At 55.3% G+C, this 21989-nt stretch carries 22 protein-coding genes, 2 tRNA genes and 2 pseudogenes; 18 read left to right on the forward strand and 8 right to left on the reverse strand.

The features are described from left to right. Positions 1–272: 272 nt before the first annotated feature. From NTW95_11050 to NTW95_11060, 3 genes are read left to right on the forward strand one after another with little or no spacing between them, the layout of a single operon-like run. Entirely contained in the window at positions 273–1166 is an 894-nt protein-coding gene (locus NTW95_11050) for an SPFH domain-containing protein (GenBank protein MCX6557951.1), read from the forward strand. Positions 1167–1184: 18 nt separating this feature from the next. Continuing rightward, on the forward strand, positions 1185–1385 hold the full coding sequence (locus NTW95_11055) for an Arc family DNA-binding protein (protein ID MCX6557952.1): 201 nt from the start codon (positions 1185–1187) through the stop codon (positions 1383–1385). Then, positions 1382–1606 carry a hypothetical protein gene (locus tag NTW95_11060; protein ID MCX6557953.1) on the forward strand — a complete coding sequence of 75 codons (225 nt, stop codon included), beginning with the start codon at positions 1382–1384 and terminating at the stop codon, positions 1604–1606. The genes NTW95_11055 and NTW95_11060 overlap by 4 nt, the downstream gene beginning before the upstream one ends. Positions 1607–1649: 43 nt before the next feature. Here NTW95_11060 and NTW95_11065 read toward each other — a convergent pair whose 3' ends face one another. From NTW95_11065 to NTW95_11075, 3 genes are all read right to left on the reverse strand, one after another. Then, entirely contained in the window at positions 1650–2519 is an 870-nt protein-coding gene (locus tag NTW95_11065; GenBank protein ID MCX6557954.1) for a transglutaminase-like domain-containing protein, read from the reverse strand. A gap of 681 nt (positions 2520–3200) precedes the next feature. Then, the gene (locus tag NTW95_11070) at positions 3201–4490 is read right to left on the reverse strand and encodes a redoxin domain-containing protein (protein MCX6557955.1); all 1290 of its coding nucleotides are present in this window, start codon (positions 4488–4490) and stop codon (positions 3201–3203) included. A 188-nt stretch (positions 4491–4678) separates the two neighbouring features. After that, positions 4679–4753, reverse strand: a tRNA-His gene (locus NTW95_11075). A 230-nt stretch (positions 4754–4983) separates the two neighbouring features. On the opposite strand from NTW95_11075, the gene NTW95_11080 reads away from it, so the two are divergent. Beyond that, positions 4984–6096: a DUF362 domain-containing protein gene (locus NTW95_11080; GenBank protein ID MCX6557956.1), complete on the forward strand. Its 1113-nt coding sequence runs from the start codon at positions 4984–4986 to the stop codon at positions 6094–6096. 34 nt (positions 6097–6130) lie between these two features. Here the strand turns inward: NTW95_11080 and NTW95_11085 are convergent, their stop codons facing one another. Beyond that, positions 6131–6997, reverse strand: coding sequence for a nitroreductase family protein (locus NTW95_11085; protein MCX6557957.1), 867 nt, complete (start codon positions 6995–6997; stop codon positions 6131–6133). 274 nt (positions 6998–7271) lie between these two features. On the opposite strand from NTW95_11085, the gene NTW95_11090 reads away from it, so the two are divergent. From NTW95_11090 to NTW95_11135, 10 genes are all read left to right on the forward strand, one after another. Further along, positions 7272–7344, forward strand: a tRNA-Arg gene (locus NTW95_11090). A 34-nt stretch (positions 7345–7378) separates the two neighbouring features. Continuing rightward, the gene (locus NTW95_11095) at positions 7379–9763 is read left to right on the forward strand and encodes a hypothetical protein (protein ID MCX6557958.1); all 2385 of its coding nucleotides are present in this window, start codon (positions 7379–7381) and stop codon (positions 9761–9763) included. 61 nt (positions 9764–9824) lie between these two features. After that, positions 9825–10181, forward strand: coding sequence for a hypothetical protein (locus NTW95_11100; GenBank protein MCX6557959.1), 357 nt, complete (start codon positions 9825–9827; stop codon positions 10179–10181). Between the two features lie 43 nt (positions 10182–10224). Then, a complete protein-coding gene (locus tag NTW95_11105; protein MCX6557960.1) occupies positions 10225–10440 on the forward strand; it encodes an AtpZ/AtpI family protein in 216 nt (71 codons plus the stop codon). Next, positions 10424–10810, forward strand: coding sequence for a hypothetical protein (locus tag NTW95_11110; GenBank protein ID MCX6557961.1), 387 nt, complete (start codon positions 10424–10426; stop codon positions 10808–10810). The genes NTW95_11105 and NTW95_11110 overlap by 17 nt, the downstream gene beginning before the upstream one ends. Next, a complete protein-coding gene (gene atpB, locus NTW95_11115) occupies positions 10800–11513 on the forward strand; it encodes a F0F1 ATP synthase subunit A (GenBank protein MCX6557962.1) in 714 nt (237 codons plus the stop codon). Before NTW95_11110 ends, atpB begins: the two co-directional genes overlap by 11 nt. Before the next feature lie 25 nt (positions 11514–11538). After that, the gene (locus tag NTW95_11120; protein MCX6557963.1) at positions 11539–11883 is read left to right on the forward strand and encodes an ATP synthase F0 subunit C; all 345 of its coding nucleotides are present in this window, start codon (positions 11539–11541) and stop codon (positions 11881–11883) included. A 45-nt stretch (positions 11884–11928) separates the two neighbouring features. Beyond that, complete coding sequence (locus NTW95_11125) at positions 11929–12816, forward strand: YihY/virulence factor BrkB family protein (protein MCX6557964.1); 888 nt, start codon at positions 11929–11931, stop codon at positions 12814–12816. Next, entirely contained in the window at positions 12791–13813 is a 1023-nt protein-coding gene (gene lpxD / locus NTW95_11130) for a UDP-3-O-(3-hydroxymyristoyl)glucosamine N-acyltransferase (GenBank protein ID MCX6557965.1), read from the forward strand. Before NTW95_11125 ends, lpxD begins: the two co-directional genes overlap by 26 nt. Further along, positions 13810–14490, forward strand: coding sequence for a DUF1573 domain-containing protein (locus NTW95_11135; GenBank protein ID MCX6557966.1), 681 nt, complete (start codon positions 13810–13812; stop codon positions 14488–14490). Before lpxD ends, NTW95_11135 begins: the two co-directional genes overlap by 4 nt. Here NTW95_11135 and NTW95_11140 read toward each other — a convergent pair whose 3' ends face one another. From NTW95_11140 to NTW95_11155, 4 genes and pseudogenes are all read right to left on the reverse strand, one after another. After that, a complete protein-coding gene (locus NTW95_11140; GenBank protein ID MCX6557967.1) occupies positions 14491–16323 on the reverse strand; it encodes an O-antigen ligase family protein in 1833 nt (610 codons plus the stop codon). Next, positions 16271–17674: an O-antigen ligase family protein gene (locus NTW95_11145; GenBank protein ID MCX6557968.1), complete on the reverse strand. Its 1404-nt coding sequence runs from the start codon at positions 17672–17674 to the stop codon at positions 16271–16273. Before NTW95_11145 ends, NTW95_11140 begins: the two co-directional genes overlap by 53 nt. A gap of 59 nt (positions 17675–17733) precedes the next feature. Beyond that, complete coding sequence (locus NTW95_11150; GenBank protein ID MCX6557969.1) at positions 17734–18132, reverse strand: type II secretion system protein GspG; 399 nt, start codon at positions 18130–18132, stop codon at positions 17734–17736. Then, a pseudogene (locus NTW95_11155) lies at positions 18112–18192 on the reverse strand (prepilin-type N-terminal cleavage/methylation domain-containing protein). Before NTW95_11155 ends, NTW95_11150 begins: the two are co-directional and overlap by 21 nt. 428 nt (positions 18193–18620) lie before the next feature. Between NTW95_11155 and NTW95_11160 the strand changes: the two are divergent. The 4 genes and pseudogenes from NTW95_11160 (at position 18621) to NTW95_11175 (ending at position 21987) form a co-directional block, all read left to right on the forward strand. Beyond that, positions 18621–19678 (forward strand): annotated as a pseudogene (locus NTW95_11160) (DegT/DnrJ/EryC1/StrS family aminotransferase). Further along, positions 19675–20124, forward strand: coding sequence for a hypothetical protein (locus NTW95_11165; GenBank protein MCX6557970.1), 450 nt, complete (start codon positions 19675–19677; stop codon positions 20122–20124). Before NTW95_11160 ends, NTW95_11165 begins: the two are co-directional and overlap by 4 nt. After that, positions 20108–21223 carry a DegT/DnrJ/EryC1/StrS aminotransferase family protein gene (locus NTW95_11170; GenBank protein MCX6557971.1) on the forward strand — a complete coding sequence of 372 codons (1116 nt, stop codon included), beginning with the start codon at positions 20108–20110 and terminating at the stop codon, positions 21221–21223. Before NTW95_11165 ends, NTW95_11170 begins: the two co-directional genes overlap by 17 nt. Then, positions 21220–21987 (forward strand): class I SAM-dependent methyltransferase, encoded by a 768-nt coding sequence (locus tag NTW95_11175; GenBank protein ID MCX6557972.1) that lies wholly within the window; start codon positions 21220–21222, stop codon positions 21985–21987. Before NTW95_11170 ends, NTW95_11175 begins: the two co-directional genes overlap by 4 nt. Positions 21988–21989 lie beyond the last annotated feature (2 nt).

Genomic DNA, 21989 nt, shown 5'->3' on the forward strand with positions numbered 1-21989 from the left:
ATCCGAAATTGAATAGCAAATCGCGTGCCAAATCCATTAGACGGCGCTGGACAGAAAACTTTCATCCCGATAAGCTCCAACACTCACTTTCCCCGCATTTTGCCTGGATCTTTTTTTGGTTCCGGATGATTGGTAAAAAACAGTCGATCGAAATGGGTAAATTATTTACAGTTAAAACTATCAATTCCCATTGCAAATTTTTTTTGTTGACGGATAGAAAAATAAATGCTATATTTATGATATCATTTTGATATCCATTTTAGGAGGTACTCATGTCAAACGAGAAACAAGGTAAGTCGTTCAAGGGATGGACGGTCGTTACCATCCATGTGCTGCTGATCGCCGCCATTCTGTTGATCTTCTTCTCAGGAGTCAACACCGTCCAATGGTCGGCGCTGCGGCTAATCCCGCTCATCGCCCTGCTGATAGTCGTCGCCGGCATCCTGCCCCCGGGCTACTTCACCCTGCAACCGAACGAAGCCAAGGTGTTGGTCCTTTTCGGCAAATACAAGGGGACAATCCGTAACGACGGCTTTCACTGGACCAACCCCCTGCAGCTGGCCCAGCCGCGCGGCAAGTACACGATTTCCCAGCGCATACGCAACTTCGAGATCGAAAAGCTGAAGGTCAACGACAAGCGCGGCAATCCCATCGAGATCGCGGCCGTCGTCGTCTGGCGGGTCGTGGACACGGCCCACGCCCTTTTCGACGTCGACCACTACGAGCATTATGTCAAGATCCAGAGCGCTGCCGCCCTGCGCCACCTGGCCAACTGCTACCCCTACGACCACGGCGAGGAGGAAGAGGTCACCTTGCGCAGCGGCATGGACGAAGTGGCCCAGGTCTTGAGAAAGGAACTCCAAGACCGGCTGGCCAAAGCCGGGGTACAGGTCGACGAGACGAGGCTCACCCACCTGGCCTACGCACCGGAAATCGCCAATGCCATGCTGCGCCGCCAAATGGCCGAAGCCATCATCGCCGCCCGGCGCAAGATCGTCCACGGCGCGGTCTCCATGGTCGAGATGGCCCTAGACGAGCTGAAAAGCAAGAAGGTCGTCGACCTGGACGAGGAGCGCAAGGCGGCCATGGTCAGCAACCTGCTGGTCGTGCTGTGCGGCGAGGCCGAAGCCCAGCCGGTGATCAACGCCGGGACGCTGTACAAATAAGCGGCCGGGCGCAAGGCCATGCCTGCGAAAAAATCATTCCTGCTGCGCCTCAGCCAGGAGATGTGGGAAGAACTCGAGCGCTGGGCCGCCGACGATTTTCGCAGCGTCAACGGCCAGATCGAGTCCATTCTCAACGAAGCCATCAACCGGCGCCGTAAAAAAGCGCCGGTCCCGGCCCCTCTGGGCGAGTCGCCGCCAGCCATCAAGGAGGAACCATGAAAAAAGGCGTTTGCCCCCGCTGCGGGGGAAAAGAAATCTACAGCGGCAGCACCGTGGCCAACAAGTCGGGAATGCACGACAGCAACGCCATCCCGGTCTCGCTGTTCCGCAGCGCCGCGCTCGACAACTTCGTTTGCGGCCAGTGCGGCTACGTCGAGAGCTACATCGCCAAGGAAAAAGACCTGGCAACGATCAAAAAGAAATGGCCGCTGGTATTCTGACGCCCCCATTTATCTGATAAAGAAGGAATCTCAAACATGCCGCTCAATCTGCAAACCAGGACCCTTCATAAAAATCCTCAATAAAAAAGGAATAGTTGGCATAGGGAGGCACTTCAGCAATATCCTCTTTGGAATTGACCAGATAAACCTTGTATCGTTCAATACCATCAAAATTTATTGGATTGCCCACATGATCATTTTTTATCCAAACAGCAAAATACTCAAACCTGGCGAAGTGGTTGGATCCTATTTCGGATTTCTTGCTGCCGATCATACTAATTTTTTTGCTGATTCTATAGGCGGCAGATATTTTCCCCGCTGACAATGGAAACCCCTTTTCGTTAACGTAATAACTGTCATAAAATGGATCAAAGCATACCCACCGGTTCATAGAAGGTAAAAATACTTCGGACACTTCATGATTTCTGATTGTGACATATCTTGCCTTATATCCAAAACTTTGCATAGCCTGAACAAAAACATAGCAGTATTGGGCACAAAATCCACCGGTCTCACCATCGCGGATTCGTTTTAAAATTTCCATGGCATTGATGGGGGGATATGGGCTTGGTTTCCCCGGCTCCCATTGGCTTCTCACCCAGTGCATCAGTTTTACGGCGATATCGAAATCAGTTTTACAGCCAAAAATCACAGAATCTAGATGTTCACCTTTCCTGAATTCCCCTAATGCTTCGACGGAGTCATAAGAATAAACAAAACGGCACCTATTTTTTGGTTGCTTGGTGAAAGTGGGAACAACGATCGGTTTTTCTCGTTTTCCGCTCGCCAACACACTGACTGGTTTTATATCGGCATAGTTGGATATTTGACCAGCCAAGTAAGAGCAATAGGAAACAAGCCCGATAAACACAAGTGCGACAATAAACTTCAATGAAAATTTCAGTTTAAACATTTTTGTCTCCACATCATGCATTATATGACTATTTTGAAGAATATTGTGATTTACAAGTTTCAATTCCCAATATTGTTGCTCGGAATATGCCGCACGTAAATCAGCATCCAATAAATTGCTCGGGAGAAAAAAGCCAGCCACATTCCGGCAAGCATTCTCTCAAACTTAGCACGGGGAAATGGTCGGAAAGGCAGGCAGGAACTGGGGTGAGTGACGGGATGTGAACCCGCAGCGATCGGATCTACAGCACAAACTATCCTGACACGCAGTGTACGGATCTAGTTTGTCTGTAACGCCGGATTTACAGCACAAACTATCCGGACACGCAGTGTACGGATCTAGTTTGTCTGTAACGCCGGATTTACAGCACAAACTATCCAGACACGCAGTGTACGGATCTAGTTTGTCTGTAACGCCGGATTTACAGCACAAACTATCCAGACACGCAGTGTACGGATCTAGTTTGTCTGTAACGCCGGATTTAGTTTGTCTGTAACGAAGGGCGATGAGTGAATCCAGCAACTTGTCCCGCCGTTACAGTCCCGCTTAGGATATTTCAAAACGCTGTATTATCAAGCCTGTACAGCGTCTTAGGCACATATGCCTATCTATTCACGGATGGAATCGGTTAAAATTTAAGCACACTTTAGTACACACAAAAACGACCGAATCAATATTTTTTCAGAGCAGTGAATTCAGCACGTGCGCCATGATCTGTTTTTGCCGGGAATAGTTGCCTACAAAAATTTTTTTCACCACTCCGGAGTGATCGATGATCACCCAAAAGGGCGGGGAGATGCAGTTGAAATGGAAAGCCGATCCCACCGATCCGTGAAAATCAATAGCCACAGGAATATTCATTCCCATCTTACGTATAGCGGTTGCGGTCTCCTCACGCGTCGATTTCATGCTGATTCCAAGAAAAACAACGGGCCTCTTCGAGAATTCAGCAACGAGTTTGCCAAGAGTCTGGAGGTGCTTCCCGATGTTATACGAACGATCGAAGTTTTTTCCGTTAAAAATAAAGAAAACGGCTGCTCGTCCTTTTATGTCCGCCAAATTGTATTCATCTCCCCGATTCATTCCCGGAAGCGCGATGCCCGGCATCGCTTTGCCTTCCATGAACTCTTCAGGCTCCGGTCCTTTCTCGTGGATAGGAAAGGAATCAAACAGATTGAACGTTTCCACAGCGGCGGGAGGGGGGATAAAACGGAAGGCCCCGGGGGGAATCGGCTGATTGATGCGGATGTCATTATGAAAATATTCATAAACAGTCTCGTGTTTAAGGGCATTCCCTCCCATTTTGATGTTTTGGATTTTCTTCTCCTTCACATGGTGGATCAGGAACGTTTTGGAATCGATCCACAAGTTGACCAACCACTCATCGTCTTCAACTTTTCTTTCCAGAACGATATGCAGGAGATTTCCCGAATGAGTTTCCTTTTCATTGGCGAACGCCGCGACCGGGTAGTTATCCAGGTTCTTTTGCGCTGTTTCCGGATCAAAAAGCATGGGAATGACAAAACCGTTTTTCATGCTCGTATACTGTGCGTCGAACATAAAATCGTCGGAATCAGCGATTTCTTTCAGCGTTTTCGGCGCCTCGTCATTGGTGAACTTGTTAAACATGGGCATATATTCCCAGATCCTTTTCCCGTCACACACCAGAGACGTGCCCGCAATAGAAAACTCTCCCGACTGCCAAAAACGGAGGCGGTTGGGTCTGGCAATGCAGATGTCGATGACATTCCCGACGGCTCCGCCGACATTGATGATTTTCGGACCCTGGTATTTTGAGCTGATCTGGACTTTGAGCTGCTCCTGATACGTCTTCAGGTTCCCGTACATGCGTATACACTTCTCCATGATTTTTCTGGCGGCAGGGTCATTCCGCAAAGGTGTGCTCCTGATCATATGAGCAAGGAGGGCAAGAAAAACAATACCCATAAGTGCTTTCTTTAAACCTGACATTTTTCTCTCCTCCTGAAAAAGCATTATATGCACAAAGGGGAAAATGGTCAAAAGAGGGATTAAGGAAACGGGGCCAGTCGCTGGCTGTCCCATAGCGGTTCATTTCGGGCAAATTTCTGTCAGCACAAAATAGGACACACTCTATCGGATTCGGGCAGGGTAAAATGACTGGAAACGCAGGTGGGAACTGGGGTGAGTGACGGGATTTGAACCCGCAGCGATCGGATCCACAGTCCGATACTCTACCATTGAGCTACACTCACCACGCCCTGTGATTGTATAGCATTCCCCCCCTTGCTGTCAACCACTTTTTTACGCTGGCCCCGGCCAGGGGATTAGCGGCGCTCCCCTCTTTTTTTGAAAAGAGAGGGGCCGGGGGTGAGTTTTTTTAAGCAGAGACTGTCATAAAATTTTAAGCATCTCCCGTTGTGTGATGGATTTTTATGGCCGACTCCATTATAATGAAGAAAATCTCACTAGGAATAAAGATATAATGACTAAAACCAAGGTCGCGATCTTGAGAACCGGTTCCGAAACGGTCCTGGATGATTACATCCGCCTCTTCGAACTGGCCGGCGGAAGCGCTATCCTGGACAAGGGATCCAGCACCATCATCAAGGACAACATCTCCTGGCACTACCCTCTCCCCTCGGCCAACACCACCCCCTGGCAGCTGGAGGCGGTCATTCTGGCTCTTAAAAAACACGGTTTCAGCGATATCGCCTGCGTCCAGAACAAGACCGAAGTGACCGACGCCTTCAAGGGCGAGGACCTGAACAGTTACAAGCCGATCTTCAAGGATTACGGCATCAAGGTCCTCTTCAACTTCCGCGCCGAAGACATGCAGTGGGTGCCATACAGGCCGAAGGCCCGGATGCTAGCCCTGGAAAAGATCTACGGCGACGAGCTGCGCATTCCCGAGTATTTCATCGGCAAGAACATCATCCACCTGCCGACGGTCAAGTGCCACATTTATACCACCACCACCGGCGCCATGAAGAACGCCTTCGGCGGCCTGCTCAACCACAAGCGCCACCAGACCCACACCCATATCCACGAGACGCTGGTCGACCTGCTGGCCATCCAGAAGGAGATCCACCCGGGCCTTTTCTGCATGATGGACGGCACAATGGCCGGCAACGGCCCGGGTCCGCGCGTGATGCGCCCCGAGGAAAAGAACGTCATCTTGGCCAGCGGCGACCAGGTGGCCATCGACGCCGTGGCTGCCAAGCTGATGGGCTTCGACCCGATGTCGATCAAGTACATCCGCCTGGCCCACGAAAGCGGCCTGGGCATCGGCAAACCCGAGGAGATCGAAATCGCCGGCGATCTGGACGCGGCCCGGGAGAACTGGCACTTCGAAGTCGGCCCCAGTTTTCACCGGGCCGTGGGCTGGTTCACCTGGTTCGGCCCCACTCGCTTCTTGCAGAAAATCATGACCCGTCCGCCCATCCTCTACCTGGGCAACTTCTATTCCTATTTCTACCACGACGTGCTGCACTGGCCGTTCAAGGAGAATAAAATTTATCGCCGCTGGCTCAAGGATTCCCAATGGGGACGGCTGTTTCAAAAATATTTGGATGAAGGATCCTTGAAAGGGAAATAGCAACGGCCACATAGGGGCACAGCGCGCTGTGCCCCTACCGAATCGTAAACGAAACAATATATTCGAAATTAGCGGGAGTATCCGGCAACCTGGGATCCATATCCCGCCATTCGCCGGAGAGGCCAAGCTCAGTCGCCGCCAGCTGGAAGTGGCACATGGCGATGCCCAGGTCGATGCGCTGCAAATCGGCGAGGGGCATCAAGGCGCTGTAGGCCTTGTCGCGGCTGAGGAAAAAATGAAAGCCACCCTCCTTCAAGACGATGCGCCAGGGCTGCTTGTTGGAGGCCGAAGGCCCCAGGCGTACACCCTCCAGGACCGGCGCCCAGCGCGGGGAATCGGCGCTGCGCCACGGGGTCTGCCAATCGTCCTGGAAAAAAATCTCGGTCGCGGCCTTGCGCCGGTCGCCCCGGGCGCTCCAGCGCACCAGGCGGTCGCGCAGGGAGCGTTGTTCGGCCGGCCGGCCGACGGCGACCACCGCCGGCAGCATTTCCTCGGGCCGGATGCCGAGGCTGCGGCCGAAATGCTTGCGGTCAAATATGCCGCCGATCCAGCAGCTGGCCAGGCCCAGGGAGGTGGCGTACAGGACGATCGCCTCCAGCCCGAAACCGACATCTTCCCAGCAGTGGAGCGAGCCCTTTTTGACCAGGGCGCTCAGATAGAAGCGCACCCCCTTGATCAGCCCGTAGCTGCCGCCGGAAAAAACATTTTCAGCTCGCACCCGCTCTTTGTCGATGACGCCGAAACGAACACTGTTTTTAAAGGGTAGTTCCAGGGCAGCCGAAAATTTTTCCAGCGCCACCAGAATATCAGGCTCCAACCCGCGGCCATCGAAACTGCGGCAAGAATAGCGTTTTTGAATAAGCTCCAAAACCGGCTGGCTGAAAATGATGTTTTTTGGCATGGGCGGATTATAGCACACTTCAACCGTGCCAAACTCATCCCCCACCCCCCTCAGGTGGCAGACAAACCAAATCCGTCCACTTCGTGGCCAGATTGTTTGTGCTGCCCTTCTCTTGGCAAGAGAAGGGGAGTTATGGCACTCCCCTCTCTTTTGAAAAGAGAGGGGCTGGGGGTGAGTTTAAAATTTCCGACATCGATATTTTTTAAACTCAAAATCCAAATTATTCTTTTTATTGCTGCAATCTTAGAATCAGGCTATAATCGCTTCTACCGCCGCGCCCGTAGCTCAAAGGATAGAGCGGCAGCCTTCGAAGCTGTGCGTTGGGAGTTCGAGTCTCTCCGGGCGTATTTATCTTGTCTTTAACAGGAACGAACGACGGGCATGGAAAAGAACATCATCCTCAGGGGCATCCGCACCAACAACCTGAAAAATATCGACGCCGAAATCCCGCTGGGGAAGATAACGGCCATTGTCGGCGTCAGCGGCGCCGGCAAGTCATCGCTGGCCTTCCATACCCTTTACGCCGAAGGCTACATCCGCTACATCGAATCCATTTCCCCATATATCCGCCAGTTCCTGGACCGGATCGATAAGCCCGACATCGACCGCATCGACAACCTGCCGCCGGCGCTCGCCTTCCGCCAGAAAAAACCGGTCCGCAATCCCCGCTCTATCGTGGCCACGGCCTCCGACATTTTCGATTACCTGCGCATCCTTTACGCCAAGATCGCCGATTTTTACTGCCCGGGCTGCGGCGCCGAAATCAAGAAGTTCAGCATCGACGAGATCATCCAGACGCTGCTGGCGCTCAAGCCCGGCAGCCTGCGCGTCTGTTTTTCCTACCAGGGCGATGTCGCTTTCCTGATCAACCGCGGCTACTATTTCCAGGTTCGCCGGGGCCGCAAAATGGCCATCGACAGTCAAAGCCGGAATGTGCCGATTCGGGTCCTGGTCGACGAGCTGGAAAACCGGGCCGAGAACCGCAGCCGGATTTTTGAGGCCGTCGACGCGGCCATGGCCATGAGCCGTGACACGGTAACCGTGTACCATGACCGCCGGCCGCTGTATTTCCCGGTCGTGCTCTTCTGTCCCCGCTGCCGCAAGGAGTATGAAAGTCCGGACGAAAACCTTTTTTCGTTCAACAGCGGCCGTGGCGCCTGCCCGGTTTGCAAGGGGCTGGGCGAAACGGACGAAAGCGGCTCCGGGTCCACCCCCTGCCGCGAATGCCGCGGCAGCCGCTTCAGCCGTCTGGCCACTTCGTTCCGGATCAAAGGCCGGACCATCGCCGACCTGCTGGCCATGACCATCGGCGCCGCCGACGACTGGATCAAGGATCTGGACGGCGACGCTTACCGGAACAGGATTTCCCCCGAGGTCTTCGCGGAGATCGCGGCCAAGCTGGAGTATCTGCGCCGCAGCCGGCTTCATTACATCCACCTGAACCGCCCCACCTTCACCCTTTCCAAGGGCGAATACCAGCGCATCAACCTGGCCTTCATCATGGGCTCCACCCTCTCCGATTCGCTGCTGATCATCGATCAGCCTTCCGCCGACCTGCATCCCGTTGACTACGAAAAGATGGATTTTTTCCTTAAAAAACTGAAAGAAAACGGCAACACCGTCATCCTGGTCGAGCACAACCCGCACCTGGTCGGCTATGCCGATCATGTCATCGAGCTGGGGCCGCGGGCGGGTGTCGCCGGTGGGGAGATCGTCTATTCCGGGAGCAAGGATGATTTTTTCAACTCGCAGGTGACCACCACCCAGAAGTACTTCCGTCTGGCGGCGAAGCGGCCGGCCCAAGCGAAGGCCGCACTGGAATTCTGGACCTGCCGGGACGCCGGCAGCCACAATTTGAAACATTTTGATTTCCGCATCCCGCGCCGGGCATTCACCGTCATTGCCGGAGTCAGCGGCGCCGGCAAGAGCACGCTGCTCTACGATGAAATCTACCTGAAGCACGGAGCCGACTCCGGACACAGCGAAGTCGTCCATCTCGACCCGGGCGTGGGCGCCAGGCGCGGCAGCACCAACGTCGCCGGATTTTTCGATGTGTTCCCGCCGTTGCGGGAATTTTTTGCCGCCTTGAAACAAAGCCGCCTGCTGGGGTATCTTCCCGGCCATTTTTCTTTCAATTCTCCGCTGGGGCGCTGTCCCGAATGCAAGGGCCGGGGTTATCTGGAGATTGAAATGCAATTCCTGCCCGCGGTCAGAACCACCTGCCGCCACTGCCAGGGCAGCGGCTTCACCCCCGACATCCTGAAGATCACCCATAAGGATAAAAACATCGCCGCCGTTTTGGCCCTGACCATCGATGAATTCGTCCGCGATTTCGGCGCCGATCTCCCCCAGCTGCTCAAGACGCTGAAAAACCTGCAGGACAACGACATGGGCTACCTGCAGCTGGGGGAGAAGGTCAGCTGCCTGTCCACCGGGGAATTGCAGAAGCTCAAGCTGCTGAAATACCTGGATCAGGAAAAAACGGACATCCTGTTCCTGCTCGACGAGCCGTCGTTCGGTCTTCACGCCTACGATATCGCGGTCATCCGCAAGCTCTTCGCCCGCCTGCTGAAAAACCGCAACACCATCGTGGCGGTCGAGCACAATCTGTCGCTGATCGCCAGCGCCGATCATGTCATCGAACTCGGCCCCGAGGGGGGCGACGGCGGCGGTTACATGCTTTTCAACGGCTCTCCCGCCGCCATGATGAAAGACAGAAAATCGCTGACCGGGCACTATCTGAAAAATTATTTGAAAAACACTTGACAAAAACAATTTATCAAATTAAATAAGTACAATAAAAAATTTCGTCAAGGAGTATCCGCTGATGGAGCAGATCGAAATCATTTCGTGGCAAACGCTTGACGTCTTGAAAGCCGCCGCGACCAAGATCATAGAAGTGGTTGGCGCCCTGGATACGGACGAGCACATGTCCGTTTTTTGCTATATCGAGGACGACTACCTGGAACTGTTTTACAGCGAACTGGACGCCAATTTCATCAGGCATTTCGAGGACGAGGATGAATTCCAGAAGACCATCGAAATACGCAAAACCGAGTTCGGCGCCGAAAATTTCGAAACGATGAACTACTACGAGGAAGAGGAGAATTTCGGCGACGACGATTCCGAAGAAGACCTGGACGGCTTCGACATGAAGGATGACGAAGCGGATGACGATTATTGACCGCGGCCGGATTCTTCCCGCCGCGGCCTGAGCCGGTCACGCCATGACGCCCTTGCCCGACAAGATAAAATGGCCGGCCTACGCGTCGGTTGGCCTGATGTTTCCCAGCTCGATCCTGGTCGGTTTCGCCATCGGCCATTATCTGGACAAATGGCTGAAAACCGATCCCTATCTGACCCTCATTTTCATCATCTACGGGATCGTGGCCGGATTTGTCAACCTGTTTGCCGTCACCCGGTCCGATGACAAAAAAAAGTAGGCCGGGTATCGGCGCCCAGGTGGCCTTCAAGGCAGTCGTTGCCGAGGCCAGCGCCATGGCTTTCATCTATTTTTTTACAAAAAGCGCCGTTTATTGTATAATTTCCCTCACGGGCGCCGCCATCAGTATCGCCGCTTTCGCGCTGCTGATCCGATCGACCGACCGCATCTTGAAAAAAGGCAAAGGAAGGATGATGTTTTTTTTATTGGCCCAGCTGAAATTGTTGATTATCGCCGTGGCCTTCTACGCGCTCAGCCGCTGGACGAAAAGCGGCGCTGTTTTTTTCATCCAGGGAATCGCCATCATCTACCTGGCCATCCTGATCGAGGGACTGGCCCGCTTTTCCGGGAACGCAAGCCATGGAACATAATCCCCTGATTGCCGTCTGGATCAATCGCCTGATCCGCCTCATCGCCCAAGCGCTGGGTTTCCGCCTGCACGCCGATCCCCTGCCCGCCCACCTGATCATGGCCGCGATCGTCACCGTGATCCTGATCATTTTTTTCAAGCTCACGGTCAGGAACCTCTCCCTTTTCCCCAAGAAGATGCAAACCCTGCTGGAAATGCTCTACCTATTCCTCAGAAACCATGTCGACGACACCATCGGACCCGAAGGCCGGAAATTCATACCCGCCCTGGGCACGCTGGGCCTGTTCATCGCCCTGGCCAACCTGCTCGGCCTGTTCCCGGAAATGAGCTCGCCCACGGCCAATTTGAACGTCCCGGCCGGCTGCGCCATATTCATTTTCCTTTACTACCATGCCCAGGGAGTGAAAAAACACGGTTTCTTCGGCTATCTGAAAACGTTCACCGGCCCGGCCTGGTGGATGGCCTGGATGTTCGCGCCCATTGAAATCATCTCCCATTTTTCCCGGCCGATGTCGCTGACGGTCAGGCTTTTCTGCAATATCTTCGGCGAAGATCTGGTCATTATCATCATCGTGTCGCTGGTCCCTTTCATCGCGCCGCTGCCGATGATGGCCATGGCCATCTTCACCTCCCTGTTGCAGGCGTACATTTTCATCATGCTGTCGTCGGTGTACCTTGCCGGCGCCGTGGCGAGTGAACATTAATAAAACAAAGAGGAGGATATACGACATGAGAAAAAAACCGCTTCTGATCATTTTGGCCCTGCTCATCATGGCCTCGGCGCTCCCGGCCCAGGGCACGGAGCAGCCCGGGATCACGTCATCGATGTTTTTCTGGACCACCCTCATCGGCAGCCTCTGCTTGGTCGTGGCGGCCATCGTGGGCATCACCAGCCAATCGCGGGCATTCCGCTCCGCCGCGGACAACATCGCCCGCAACCCGGCCGCGGCCGATTCGATTCGCGGCCTGCTGATCATCGCCCTGGCCCTGATGGAATCCCTGGTCATTTACGTCCTGCTGATCGACCTCATCCTTTTCTTTGTCAAATGGGGTAATTACACTGTCGTTAAGTAATCATGCCGACGGGGAAAGGCAGACCGCCTTTCCCCGCTCCAGCCAATGAAAAAACACGACCGGGCGCTGGCGCCGCTTCATGTCGTCAAGAGCGGCTGGCTGGCGCTGAAAGATTTTCTGAGCGAGAACGGGATCGACAAGTCTTCCATCCTCGCCTACTACTCGATTTTTTCGTCTTTCTTCCTGCTGATTTTCTTTTCATTCCTGTTCAACAAGTTCGTCGGCGACCCGGGCCACGCCGTGGAAAACATGTACCCGTTCTCTCCTGATTTTTTTTCCCGGATTGCCCCCATTTTTTTCCAGAAAGCCAGCGAGTTGACCGCCCAGGTCGAGGACCTGGGCCTGATCGGCTTGGCCGTGTTCCTGTTCGTCGGCATCCTGGTTTTCAAAAAGATGATTCATTATGTCAACGACATGTTTTTCATCAAGATCAAGCGCGGCATCCTGCTCCGGCGCATCAAGGAAATCGGCTTGCTGGTGATCGTCGGCATCCTGTTCATTTTTTCATTCCTGGTCACCGGCCTGATCTCCGCCGTCAACACCCTGGCGGAAGAGAACCCTTTTTTCAAAAAGCACATCGACCCGGCTTTCGTCCTTTCCATCGACAATTTGCTCGTCGGCGTCGTTTTGCCCTTCCTGGTCACCTTCCTGTTTTTTTTCATCCTGTACAAGTGGATCCCGGAAAAGAGAATCCATGCGGGCGCCGCCCTGATCGCCGCGTTTTTTTCGGCCCTGCTGTGGGAATTGCTCAAAAGGGCCTACACCTATTACCTGATCCACGTGTCGGTCTTACGAAAAATAGAGAGCCCGATCGTGGCCATCATCCTTTTCGGATTTTGGATGGAGCTGACCATGGGCATCATGCTCTATGGGGCGAAATTCACCTTCCTGCTGGACAAGGAAGAAAATGACAAACCTAAAAAAACTCACTGAGATCGTTTCCGGCCAGCTGCGCGGCGATCCCGAGCGCGCGATCAGCGGCATCCAGTCCCTGCAGAAGGCCGGCGCCGACGACATCGCTTTTATCGCCAGGGGCAAGGAGGACGCCGACCTGTCAACGATCCGCGCCGCGGCCCTGATCGTGGCCGTTGACAGCGCCATCAGCTACCCGAACCGGGTGCTGGTCGCCGATCCGCAGCTGGCGTTTGCCAAGCTGCTGGAGTTCTTTCACCCGCAGCAGCCGTTCTGCCCCGGCATCGCCGCCAACGCCAGCATATCGGAAAAAGCCCGACTGGAAAAGAATGTCCGCATCGGCCCCTTTTCCTATGTTGGCGAAAACAGCCACATCGGCGAAAATACGGAAATCCACGCCGGCGTGGTCATCTACCGCGACGTGAAGATCGGCCGCGACTGCCTGATCTATTCCCGGGTCGTCATCCGCGAAAACGTGGAAATCGGCGACCGGGTGATCATCCATCCCGGAGCCGTCATCGGCGCCGACGGCTTCGGCTACGGGCACGCCGCGGACGGGACGCCGATAAAGATCCCGCAAAAAGGCAAGGTGCTCATCGCCGCCGGCTGCGAGATCGGGGCCAACACCTGCATCGACCGCTCGACCGTCGAGGAGACCAGCCTGGCCGAGAACACGAAGCTGGACAACCTGGTCCAGATCGGGCACAATGTCCGCATCGGCAAGAACACGATCATCTCCTCGCAGACCGGCATTTCAGGCTCCACCGAAATCGGCGCCCAGGTGGTCATGGGCGGCCAGGTGGGAATCGCCGACCATGTCAAAATCGCCGACGGCGTCATAATCGCCGCCAAGAGCGGCGTTTCCGGATCGGTCAAGAGCAAAATGATCGTTGCCGGCATCCCCCACCAGGAGATCGGCGCCTGGAGAAAAAGCATGGTCCTGCTAAGGAACCTCGGCGCCTGGAAAGAAAAATTGCAGAAAATAGAGGCCAAGATCAAAGAATGGGAGGCAAAATGAAAAAAAGCATATTGGGGCTGACGGTCTTGCTGGCGGCATTGCCGATGCTCGCCAAGCCGGTGATTAAATTTAAAAGCATGGTTGTCGATTTCGGCGTAGTGGAAAGCGGCCAGGTCGTCGACGTCAACTTCGAATTTGAAAACGCCGGTTCCGACCTCTTGATCATAAAGAACATCCTGCCTTCCTGCGGCTGCACCACGGCCGGGCTGGTTAAAAAGGAGTACCAAGCCGGCGAAAAGGGGACCATCGCCGGCAAATTCAATACCAGCGGCTACAACGGCAAGGTTATCAAGACCATCACCGTGACCAGCAACGACGTTGAAGCCGCGGAAGTCCGCCTGACCTTCAGCGGCACCGTGATCATCAAGGATTTCGCCCAGGCCGACCTCAAGCCGGAGCGTATCGATTTCGAATCGGTAACAATCGGCAAGACCTACAGCCGCAAGCTTAACCTGAGCAACAGCGGCACCAGCGATTTGCGCGTGATCGAGATCAGCTGCAGCCCGGAGGTCTCGCTGCAATTCAAGACCAATCTTGTCGGCGCCAAGAAGACCACCGAGATCACCCTCACCTTCACCCCGTTCGTCAAAGGACCTTTCAGTAACCTGGTCAAGATTCGCACCAACGACTATCGCAACCCCTATCTGTTCATCCGCCTTGAAGCCGAAAACGACTGATCAGCGCCCGCTGCCGTCCGCGGCCGGCGGCAGGCAATACAGGTTGTACAGATAAGAGCCGGGTTGAACGCGCAGGGCTTTCGCCTTGGCCAGAATTCCCGCGATGCGCTTCTGGAAAGCGGCTTCGCTCTCGCCAGAACCGTCCAGGCGGCGCATGAAAAACAGGGCGGCAACGTAATCCGGCTCCAGCCCCAGGGCGGCGTTCGCCAGGCGTCGCGCCTCCGCCCGGCGGTCAAACTCGTTTAAGATCACCGCTTGCTGCAGGCGCAAAAAAGGGTTGAACGGATCGAGCTCCTGGGCCCGGCGCAGCGGCGCCAGCATTTCCTCGGCCAGGGCGGGGTAGACGATCTTTTTTTCCCGGATATCCCCGAACAATGCCGCTTCCAAAACGCAAGCCTCGCTGCTGTTGCGATTCAGTCTTTGGGCCAAACGCAGGTCTTCCCAGGCGGCCGTCCATGCCTCCAGGCTGTTCGCGGCCTTGAAAAATCCGCGCAGGGTTTGAGCGCGCGCCAGGGGCATCCGCTCATCCAGCGGACTGAAGAGGGCGGCGCGGTTCAGCAAGGCAAAGCGCCGAGGAATGTCTTTTTCCCCAGTTGCCGCTCTGAGCATGCGGTCGGCGCAAAGAGGCAGCAAGTAAAACTGGATGAAAAGCACGAACAACAATCCCGCCAAAAAAACCTTGAGCGCGGGCGCCAGCGAGACAAAAAACATACGCCGCCAAAAAAAGGCGTACAGCAGGAAAAGCGTGACCAGCAGGAAAAAGTTGTTAAAGACGAAGTTGAAGAACAGCATCTGCAGCAGCAAAAAGGCCAGCAATACCTTGGGCAAGTCGAACCAGGGGGGCACCAGCAGGCGGCGGATGGTAAAAAACAAGAACAGCAGGACAAAGATCAGGCCGGCCAGGCCGGTCTCGACGATCATCTTCCAATAGTCGCTGTGCGGCGATTCGGGCAGCTTGGCATAGCGGGCCGGGCCCTTTTCCTGGGGAAAATTAAATCGCTTGGCCGCCTCGTCGAAAAGGTCTGGCCCGATGCCGGTCCAGGGATGGGCGCGGAACATGCGGGCCGACATGCTCCAGATATCCAGGCGATTGAGCACGTAGGTATCGTGGCGCAGCGAATGGCCGACCATGTGCCGCAACGGATTGGGAACCAGCGCCAGCAGGAGCACGAGCGCCATGAAATAGATCAGCCATCTCTTGTTCCTGGCCAGGATCATGGCGGCTGAAAACAACGCCAGACCGAGGGAAGCTGCCTTGGAAGCGCTGACGATCACGGCCCCGGTGTTGATGAGCAGCAGCGCCAGGTCAACGAAGGTAAACTTCAGCAACAGGGCATGGAGGAAAAACAGGACGGCCAGCGCCGCCGCGATGCCCTGCAAAATGGGGTTGTTGAAAACTGTTCCCGGCGGGCTGTGGCCAGCCCGCAAGGCGAGCAGAATGACGATCGCCAGGGAGGCGATCGAAATGACAAAAGCGAGCAGGCGCAGGTAGCGGTCGATGTCTATTTTTTCTATGTCGAAAAAGAAAAACCACAGCGAAAGCAGCAGAATGTCGCAGAGGAACAAAAGCGATTTGCCCGGATGCGGCGAAAAAAAAGCGCTGCCGACCATAACAGTATTGAACAACAGCAGGAAGAGCGAAACGCGCATGACGGAGATATTCTTCAGGGTGAAGATTTTTTTCAGGCAGAACAAGACCAGCAGGGTGGTGAAGCCGAAGTAATAAAGATAGGATTGCTTGTCCGGGAAGAGCAATGCCCAGGCCAGGAGAAACGAAAATTCAATTTCCTGAAAGCGGGATCCGATCCGCAAGATGGGTTTTAATATATTCATGCCACCTCTGGTATTCATGGTTTTTTTTATTGGCTGCCGCCGCCCGGCCGGCGTAGAGCAGGGCGGTCAGGTAGGCGTTGCGCCGGAAAGCGGCATGCGAGAACATGAAATTGGCATAAGCCTGCCCTGGATAGATTTCCAGGATTTTTCCGTAGCTGCGCTCCGCCGCTTCAGAGTCACCTTTTTTTTGGGCGATGGCGGCCATGCCCAGCCATGACCGGTATGAAAGGGGATTGATGCGCAGGGCCTGGCGGCAGCAGCCCTCGGCCCTGCCGAACTCGCCGCGGACCAGCCAGAGATCGGCCGTCTTTTGCCGGTCGACGCCGATCTCATTGACCAGCAGCACGATGGCAAGTACGGCCGCCGGCCAAAAATAGAGCCCGCGCTTCCGCCCGCCTAGGTCGGACAGCTGCGAGCAGGCGACGGCAAAACCGATGCCAGCGGCGAAGAAATAGTTGCCGACGTCGAAAAGATTGAAAAGGAGGATCAGGATGGCGAGCGCGGTGAAAAGGGCATTTTCCCTTTGCAGAAGCTGGCGGCCATTATCCTTCAGCCAGGGCACGGCGAGCAGCAGCAGCAGGATCAGCCAGGGAACGCCGATTTCGGCCGTCAGCTGCAGAAAGAAGTTATGGGCGTAAATAGAAGCGGGTTCACCGGGATAAACATGCGCCGGCACGGCCGTTTCATAGTTGCCCAGCCCGACGCCCAGCAGCGGCGCCTGGGCGATGATCCGCCCGGCCTGCAGCCAGTTGTCAAAACGCAGTTTGACCGGCTTCAACTGCCGGGCCTCGGAGAAGCGCATGGCCAAGACCAGGGAAAAAAGCAGAGCCAGGACCATGAGCAGGGGGGCCAGGTACTTGATCTTGAATATGCCGGAAATGAAAAGGTAAAACAGCATGCCGACGGTAAAAAAGATAATGCCGCCGAACGATTGGGTGAAGAACAGGTTGGCAACGCCCAGCAGGAACAGGAGGGCCCAGTATCCCTTGCGCCAGCCATTCGCCTTGAAAAAATAATGGGTGACGAAAATCAGCAGCAAACCGCAGACCATGGCATATAATGTCGGCAAGGGAAAGATGGCGAAAATGCGCCCCGAAGCGACCTGCGTGCGCAACGCCGCCGCATAAGGCGACATATCCCAGCCCGACTGCTTCAGGATCCAGGGGAAAAGAAAGAATTTCTGGATGAACCCGTAAACAAAGACGATCAGGGCGATGCCGCCGCTCAGCGGCGCCAGGATGGCCTGCAGCCGGAAACGGCTCAAAAAAGCAGCCACCAGGAAAAGAAGCAAAAAATAAACCAGGCGCAGGAAAAATAAGTACTTGACCCCGCTTACCGTGTAATTCAGCAATAAAAAAAAAGCGGCCGGAAAAAACTTCCAGCCGCTTCTAAAAAAAGAATTCGCCTTAATTATTTTTTTACAACGGGCCCGTATGTGAACTGTCCGTTGGAAAAGGTGATGTTGTTGTTGAAATCAGACAGAGCGGTCACTTGATACATGCTGGTAGCAGGGGAAGCGATTGATTTGTCCCGTCCCCAGGAAGTGATCGAATACTGGTCGCTGGGGGTTGTACCTCTTAGATAAGCCCAAGCAGTTCCCCAGGCATCCACTGTGGGCAGGACCTTGATGTAAAAGGGAATGAAATAAGTGGCCGTGTTGAGGTTGGCTAAATCTTCGTTGGGAACCATCGAGTTATCGGTGGTATAAATTTCCAAGGCGGTGCCTACTGACTTCATATCGCCCATGGTCGCTTTTTGTTTGCCCTTCTGCAATGCGACCAACAAGTTGGGAATCGCGATGGCGGCCACGATTCCGATAATGGCCACAACAATTAGCAATTCAATCAATGTAAAACCTTTTTTGTTCATTGAGAACCTCCTTTAAGGATCTACTTTTTATAAGCATTTTGTCTGCCAAATCAAATCGCAAGTCTGCAGGCCTGTTTCCATTTTTGTCTTCTCAGTATTTACCAAAAAAAGTCACAAAAAATGCCAATTTTTGTCAATATCTCTCAACCTATCGACTCCAAGCCAAACAGTTTATTGTTTTGGCAATTTTGAACGGTTGCCTGCCAAATAAAGCGAACAATTTGAGCATGACAAATTATCCAACTTTATTTTGCCTGCCCACGAAGTATACTGCTTGCAAAAACGAGCGTAAATGATATATCATAACTTCAGATACAAGATTGGCTCCCAATGGCAGAAACTCGCTCGTTTGACCGGCCCGCACGCAGCGGCGGCAGCTTATCCGAATCGGCGCGGACAAATGTAAAATCCAAACAGGAGATAAAAATATGCAGTTCATCGACTTGACAGTCCAGCAGAAAAGGATCCGCGGGCAGCTTGAAGAAAGGATCAAAAAAGTACTTGACCACGGCCAGTACATCCTGGGCCCCGAAATCCGCGAACTCGAGGAAAAATTGGCCGCGTTCGTGAACGTGCCTTACGCCTTGTCCGTCGCCAGCGGCACAGATGCCCTGCTCATGCCGCTGTTGGTGGAGAATATCGGCCCCGGCGACGCCGTTTTCACCAGCACCTTCACCTTCATCGCCAGCGCCGAGGTGATCGGATTGCTGGGCGCAACGACGGTCTTCGTCGACATCGACAGCGAAACCTTCGCCTGAAACCCAGGGGCATCATCCCGGTGGACCTTTTCGGCCAGCCCGCCGATTACCGGGCCATTCAGGCCATCGCCGAAAAATACGGCCTGTTCGTTTTGGAGGACGCCGCCCAGAGTTTCGGCGCCGAGCAGAAAGGCAAAAAGGCCGGCGCCCTGGCCAAGGTGGCCGGCACCAGCTTCTTCCCGGCCAAGCCGTTGGGCTGCTACGGCGACGGCGGCATGATCTTCACCAATGACAAAGACATCCGCGACCAGCTGTTCTCCATCCGCGTTCACGGCCAGGGGGCGGACAAGTACACCAACGTGCGCCTGGGCATCAACGGCCGCATGGATTCCCTGCAAGCCGCCGTCCTGCTGGCCAAGATGGAAATATTTCCCGAGGAGATCGAACGGCGCCAGGAGATCGCCGGCCGCTACAGCCGGCTGCTGGCAGGGACCGTCACTGTGCCGCGGGTGCTGGAAGAAAATGTTTCGGCTTGGGCGCAATACTCGGTGCTGCATCCGCGCCGCGACGAGATTATCAAAAAGCTCCGTGAAAACGGCATCCCGACCGCCATCTATTACCCCATCCCCCTGCATTTGCAGGAGGCTTTCGCCGGCCTTGGCTACCAGGCCGGTGACTTCCCCATCGCCGAGAAAGCGGCCAAGGAAATTTTCAGCCTGCCCATGCACCCTTACCTGGGAGCGGCCGAACAGGAAATGATCGCGGCCATCATCCGCCAGTGCCAATGAAAAAAACAGCGCCGGAACCGGCGTTTGAAGAAATCCAGCATCAAGGCAAAACGATCGCCATCATCCTGCGCAGCCATTACAGCGCCGGCGAAAGCCGTTTTTTCAGCCCGGCCGATTTTTCGCAGCAGTTAGGCTTCCTCGTCCACCGCCGGGGCCACACCATCCCCGCCCATTTTCACAAGAAGATCCAGCGTGAAATCTTTCTAACCCAGGAAGTGCTGCTGATAAAGAAAGGGGAAATCCAGGTCAACCTGTACAGCAACGAGCAGCAGTTCCTGACCAGCCGTCTGCTGCATACCGGCGACATCATTTTTCTCTGCAGCGGCGGGCATGGTTTCACCATGCGCCAGGACAGCGAGATCGTCGAGGTCAAGCAAGGTCCCTATTCGGGCCGCGACAGCGACAAGGAGAATTTTGCCGGGATTGAGAATGATACCGGTCAGTGAACCGCTCATCGGCCGTCAGGAAGCGCGCTGGGTGCGGGAATGCCTGGAGACCGGCTGGATCTCATCCGAAGGCCGCTTCATTCCCGCTTTCGAATCCGCCTTCGCGGACCTCTGCGGCCGCCGCCACGGCGTGGCGGTAAACAACGGTACCAACGCCCTGATCCTGGCGCTGCGGGCGCTGGCACTGCCGGCCGGCAGCGAAGTAATCGTCCCAGCGTTCACCATCATCTCCTGCGCCCTGGCCTGCATCGATAACGGCCTGGTCCCCGTTTTTGTCGACGCCGAAAGGGACACCTGGAACATGGCCATCGATCAGATCGAAGCCCGGATCTCCCCCCGTACCAGGGCCATCATGGCCGTGCACATCTACGGCCACCCGGTTGACATGGATGGGCTGCAAGCCATTGCTGACCGCCACCACTTATTGGTCATCGAGGACTTCGCCGAAGCCATCGCTTCGGAGTACAGGGGGAAAAAATGCGGGAGTTTCGGCCGCGTCAGCTGCACCAGCTTTTACGCCAACAAGTTGATCTCCACCGGCGAAGGCGGCATGTGCCTGACCGATGACGAGGAACTGGCCGCGGCCATGCGCCGCCTGCGCAACCTGGCCTTCGTGCCCGAGCAGCGTTTCGTCCACCAGGAACTCGGTTTCAATTTCCGCATGACCAATATCCAGGCCGCCATCGGCCTGGGGCAGCTGGCAAACACCAAGTCCCGCTTGAAGAAAAAAATCGTTATGGCCAAACGTTACCGTTCCCTGCTGGCCGACCTGGAGCGGCGCGGCTTGATCGTCCTGCCGGCGCAGCGGCCGCAGACCGTCAACAGTTACTGGATGTTCGGCATCCTGCTGACGAAAAAAAGCGGCTGCCAGGCCGCGGCGGTGATGAAGGAGCTGGCCGAAAAAGGGATCCAGACACGCCCGTTCTTTTACCCACTGCACCGCCAACCCGCCTTCCGGCCGTTCCCCTGGTTCAAAGAAATGAGTTTGCCGGTCAGCGAGGAGCTGTATCAATACGGATTGTACCTGCCTTCCGGGCTGACCTTGCGCAAGGCACAGATGGAGAAAGTAGCCGCGGCACTGGCGGAGATTTTGCCATGAGCGTGTTCGACGCCGGGTACGCCGGCTGGTACGACACCTTGTACGGCGAAAAGGATTACCCGGGCGAATGCGCCTACCTGCAGGAGCTGTTTCAGCGCCGAGGCGTGACCCCGAAAGCCATCATCGACCTGGGCTGCGGCACCGGCGGCCATGCCTTGCTGCTGGCGCAGCGCGGCTATGCCGTGACCGCCGTAGACCGCTCGGCCGCCATGCTCCAGACGGCGCGGGACAAGGCGGCGTGCGCCGGCCTGAACGTGGATTTCCGCCAGGAGGATATCACCCGCATGGGCTGGCGGGAGAACTTCGACGCCGCTATTGCCATGTTCGCCGTAGCCGGCTATTTGGCCGAAGACCGGGAGATGGAGGATTTCCTGACCGGCGTAATGCGCAGCCTGCGGCCGGGCGGCATCTTTATCTTCGACGGCTGGTACGGCCCAGGCGTCCTGCGCGAACGGCCGGCGACGCGGCGGCTGGAAATCCCTTTGGGCGACGGCGAGGTACTGCTGCGCTCGGCCGAGCCCCGCCTGGACATTCAGGCGCAAACCGTGGAAATACACTACCGCTTGCAGCATACGCGGGCGGGAGCCGTCATCGCCGAAAGCGAAGAGCGTCACCTGATGAGGTTCTTTTTCCCGCGCGAATTGTGCGCCCTGCTGCACCAGGCCGGGTTCGTCGACGTTTCCCTGCATCCCTGGCTTGAGCCCGATCAGCCGTTGCAGGAGCAGCACTGGCATTTCAGCGCCGTCGCCGCAAAAAGAAAATGAAT

The sequence above is a fragment of the Candidatus Aminicenantes bacterium genome, from assembly GCA_026393795.1.
In the GTDB taxonomy this organism is placed as follows: Bacteria; Acidobacteriota; Aminicenantia; order UBA2199; family UBA2199; genus UBA2199.

Excerpts from the sequence above, each read along its gene's own strand:
- NTW95_11055 (MCX6557952.1), top strand. The coding sequence starts at position 1,185 with ATGCCTGCGAAAAAATCATTCCTGCTGCGCCTCAGCCAGGAGATGTGG.
- NTW95_11170 (MCX6557971.1), top strand. The coding sequence starts at position 20,108 with ATGATACCGGTCAGTGAACCGCTCATCGGCCGTCAGGAAGCGCGCTGG.
- atpB (MCX6557962.1), top strand. The coding sequence starts at position 10,800 with ATGGAACATAATCCCCTGATTGCCGTCTGGATCAATCGCCTGATCCGC.
- NTW95_11165 (MCX6557970.1), top strand. The coding sequence starts at position 19,675 with ATGAAAAAAACAGCGCCGGAACCGGCGTTTGAAGAAATCCAGCATCAA.
- NTW95_11110 (MCX6557961.1), top strand. The coding sequence starts at position 10,424 with ATGACAAAAAAAAGTAGGCCGGGTATCGGCGCCCAGGTGGCCTTCAAG.
- NTW95_11175 (MCX6557972.1), top strand. The coding sequence starts at position 21,220 with ATGAGCGTGTTCGACGCCGGGTACGCCGGCTGGTACGACACCTTGTAC.
- NTW95_11105 (MCX6557960.1), top strand. The coding sequence starts at position 10,225 with ATGACGCCCTTGCCCGACAAGATAAAATGGCCGGCCTACGCGTCGGTT.
- NTW95_11100 (MCX6557959.1), top strand. The coding sequence starts at position 9,825 with ATGGAGCAGATCGAAATCATTTCGTGGCAAACGCTTGACGTCTTGAAA.
- NTW95_11050 (MCX6557951.1), top strand. The coding sequence starts at position 273 with ATGTCAAACGAGAAACAAGGTAAGTCGTTCAAGGGATGGACGGTCGTT.
- NTW95_11095 (MCX6557958.1), top strand. The coding sequence starts at position 7,379 with ATGGAAAAGAACATCATCCTCAGGGGCATCCGCACCAACAACCTGAAA.
- NTW95_11080 (MCX6557956.1), top strand. The coding sequence starts at position 4,984 with ATGACTAAAACCAAGGTCGCGATCTTGAGAACCGGTTCCGAAACGGTC.
- NTW95_11070 (MCX6557955.1), bottom strand. The coding sequence starts at position 4,490 with ATGTCAGGTTTAAAGAAAGCACTTATGGGTATTGTTTTTCTTGCCCTC.
- NTW95_11125 (MCX6557964.1), top strand. The coding sequence starts at position 11,929 with ATGAAAAAACACGACCGGGCGCTGGCGCCGCTTCATGTCGTCAAGAGC.
- lpxD (MCX6557965.1), top strand. The coding sequence starts at position 12,791 with ATGACAAACCTAAAAAAACTCACTGAGATCGTTTCCGGCCAGCTGCGC.
- NTW95_11135 (MCX6557966.1), top strand. The coding sequence starts at position 13,810 with ATGAAAAAAAGCATATTGGGGCTGACGGTCTTGCTGGCGGCATTGCCG.
- NTW95_11120 (MCX6557963.1), top strand. The coding sequence starts at position 11,539 with ATGAGAAAAAAACCGCTTCTGATCATTTTGGCCCTGCTCATCATGGCC.
- NTW95_11060 (MCX6557953.1), top strand. The coding sequence starts at position 1,382 with ATGAAAAAAGGCGTTTGCCCCCGCTGCGGGGGAAAAGAAATCTACAGC.
- NTW95_11065 (MCX6557954.1), bottom strand. The coding sequence starts at position 2,519 with ATGTTTAAACTGAAATTTTCATTGAAGTTTATTGTCGCACTTGTGTTT.
- NTW95_11085 (MCX6557957.1), bottom strand. The coding sequence starts at position 6,997 with ATGCCAAAAAACATCATTTTCAGCCAGCCGGTTTTGGAGCTTATTCAA.
- NTW95_11140 (MCX6557967.1), bottom strand. The coding sequence starts at position 16,323 with ATGAATATATTAAAACCCATCTTGCGGATCGGATCCCGCTTTCAGGAA.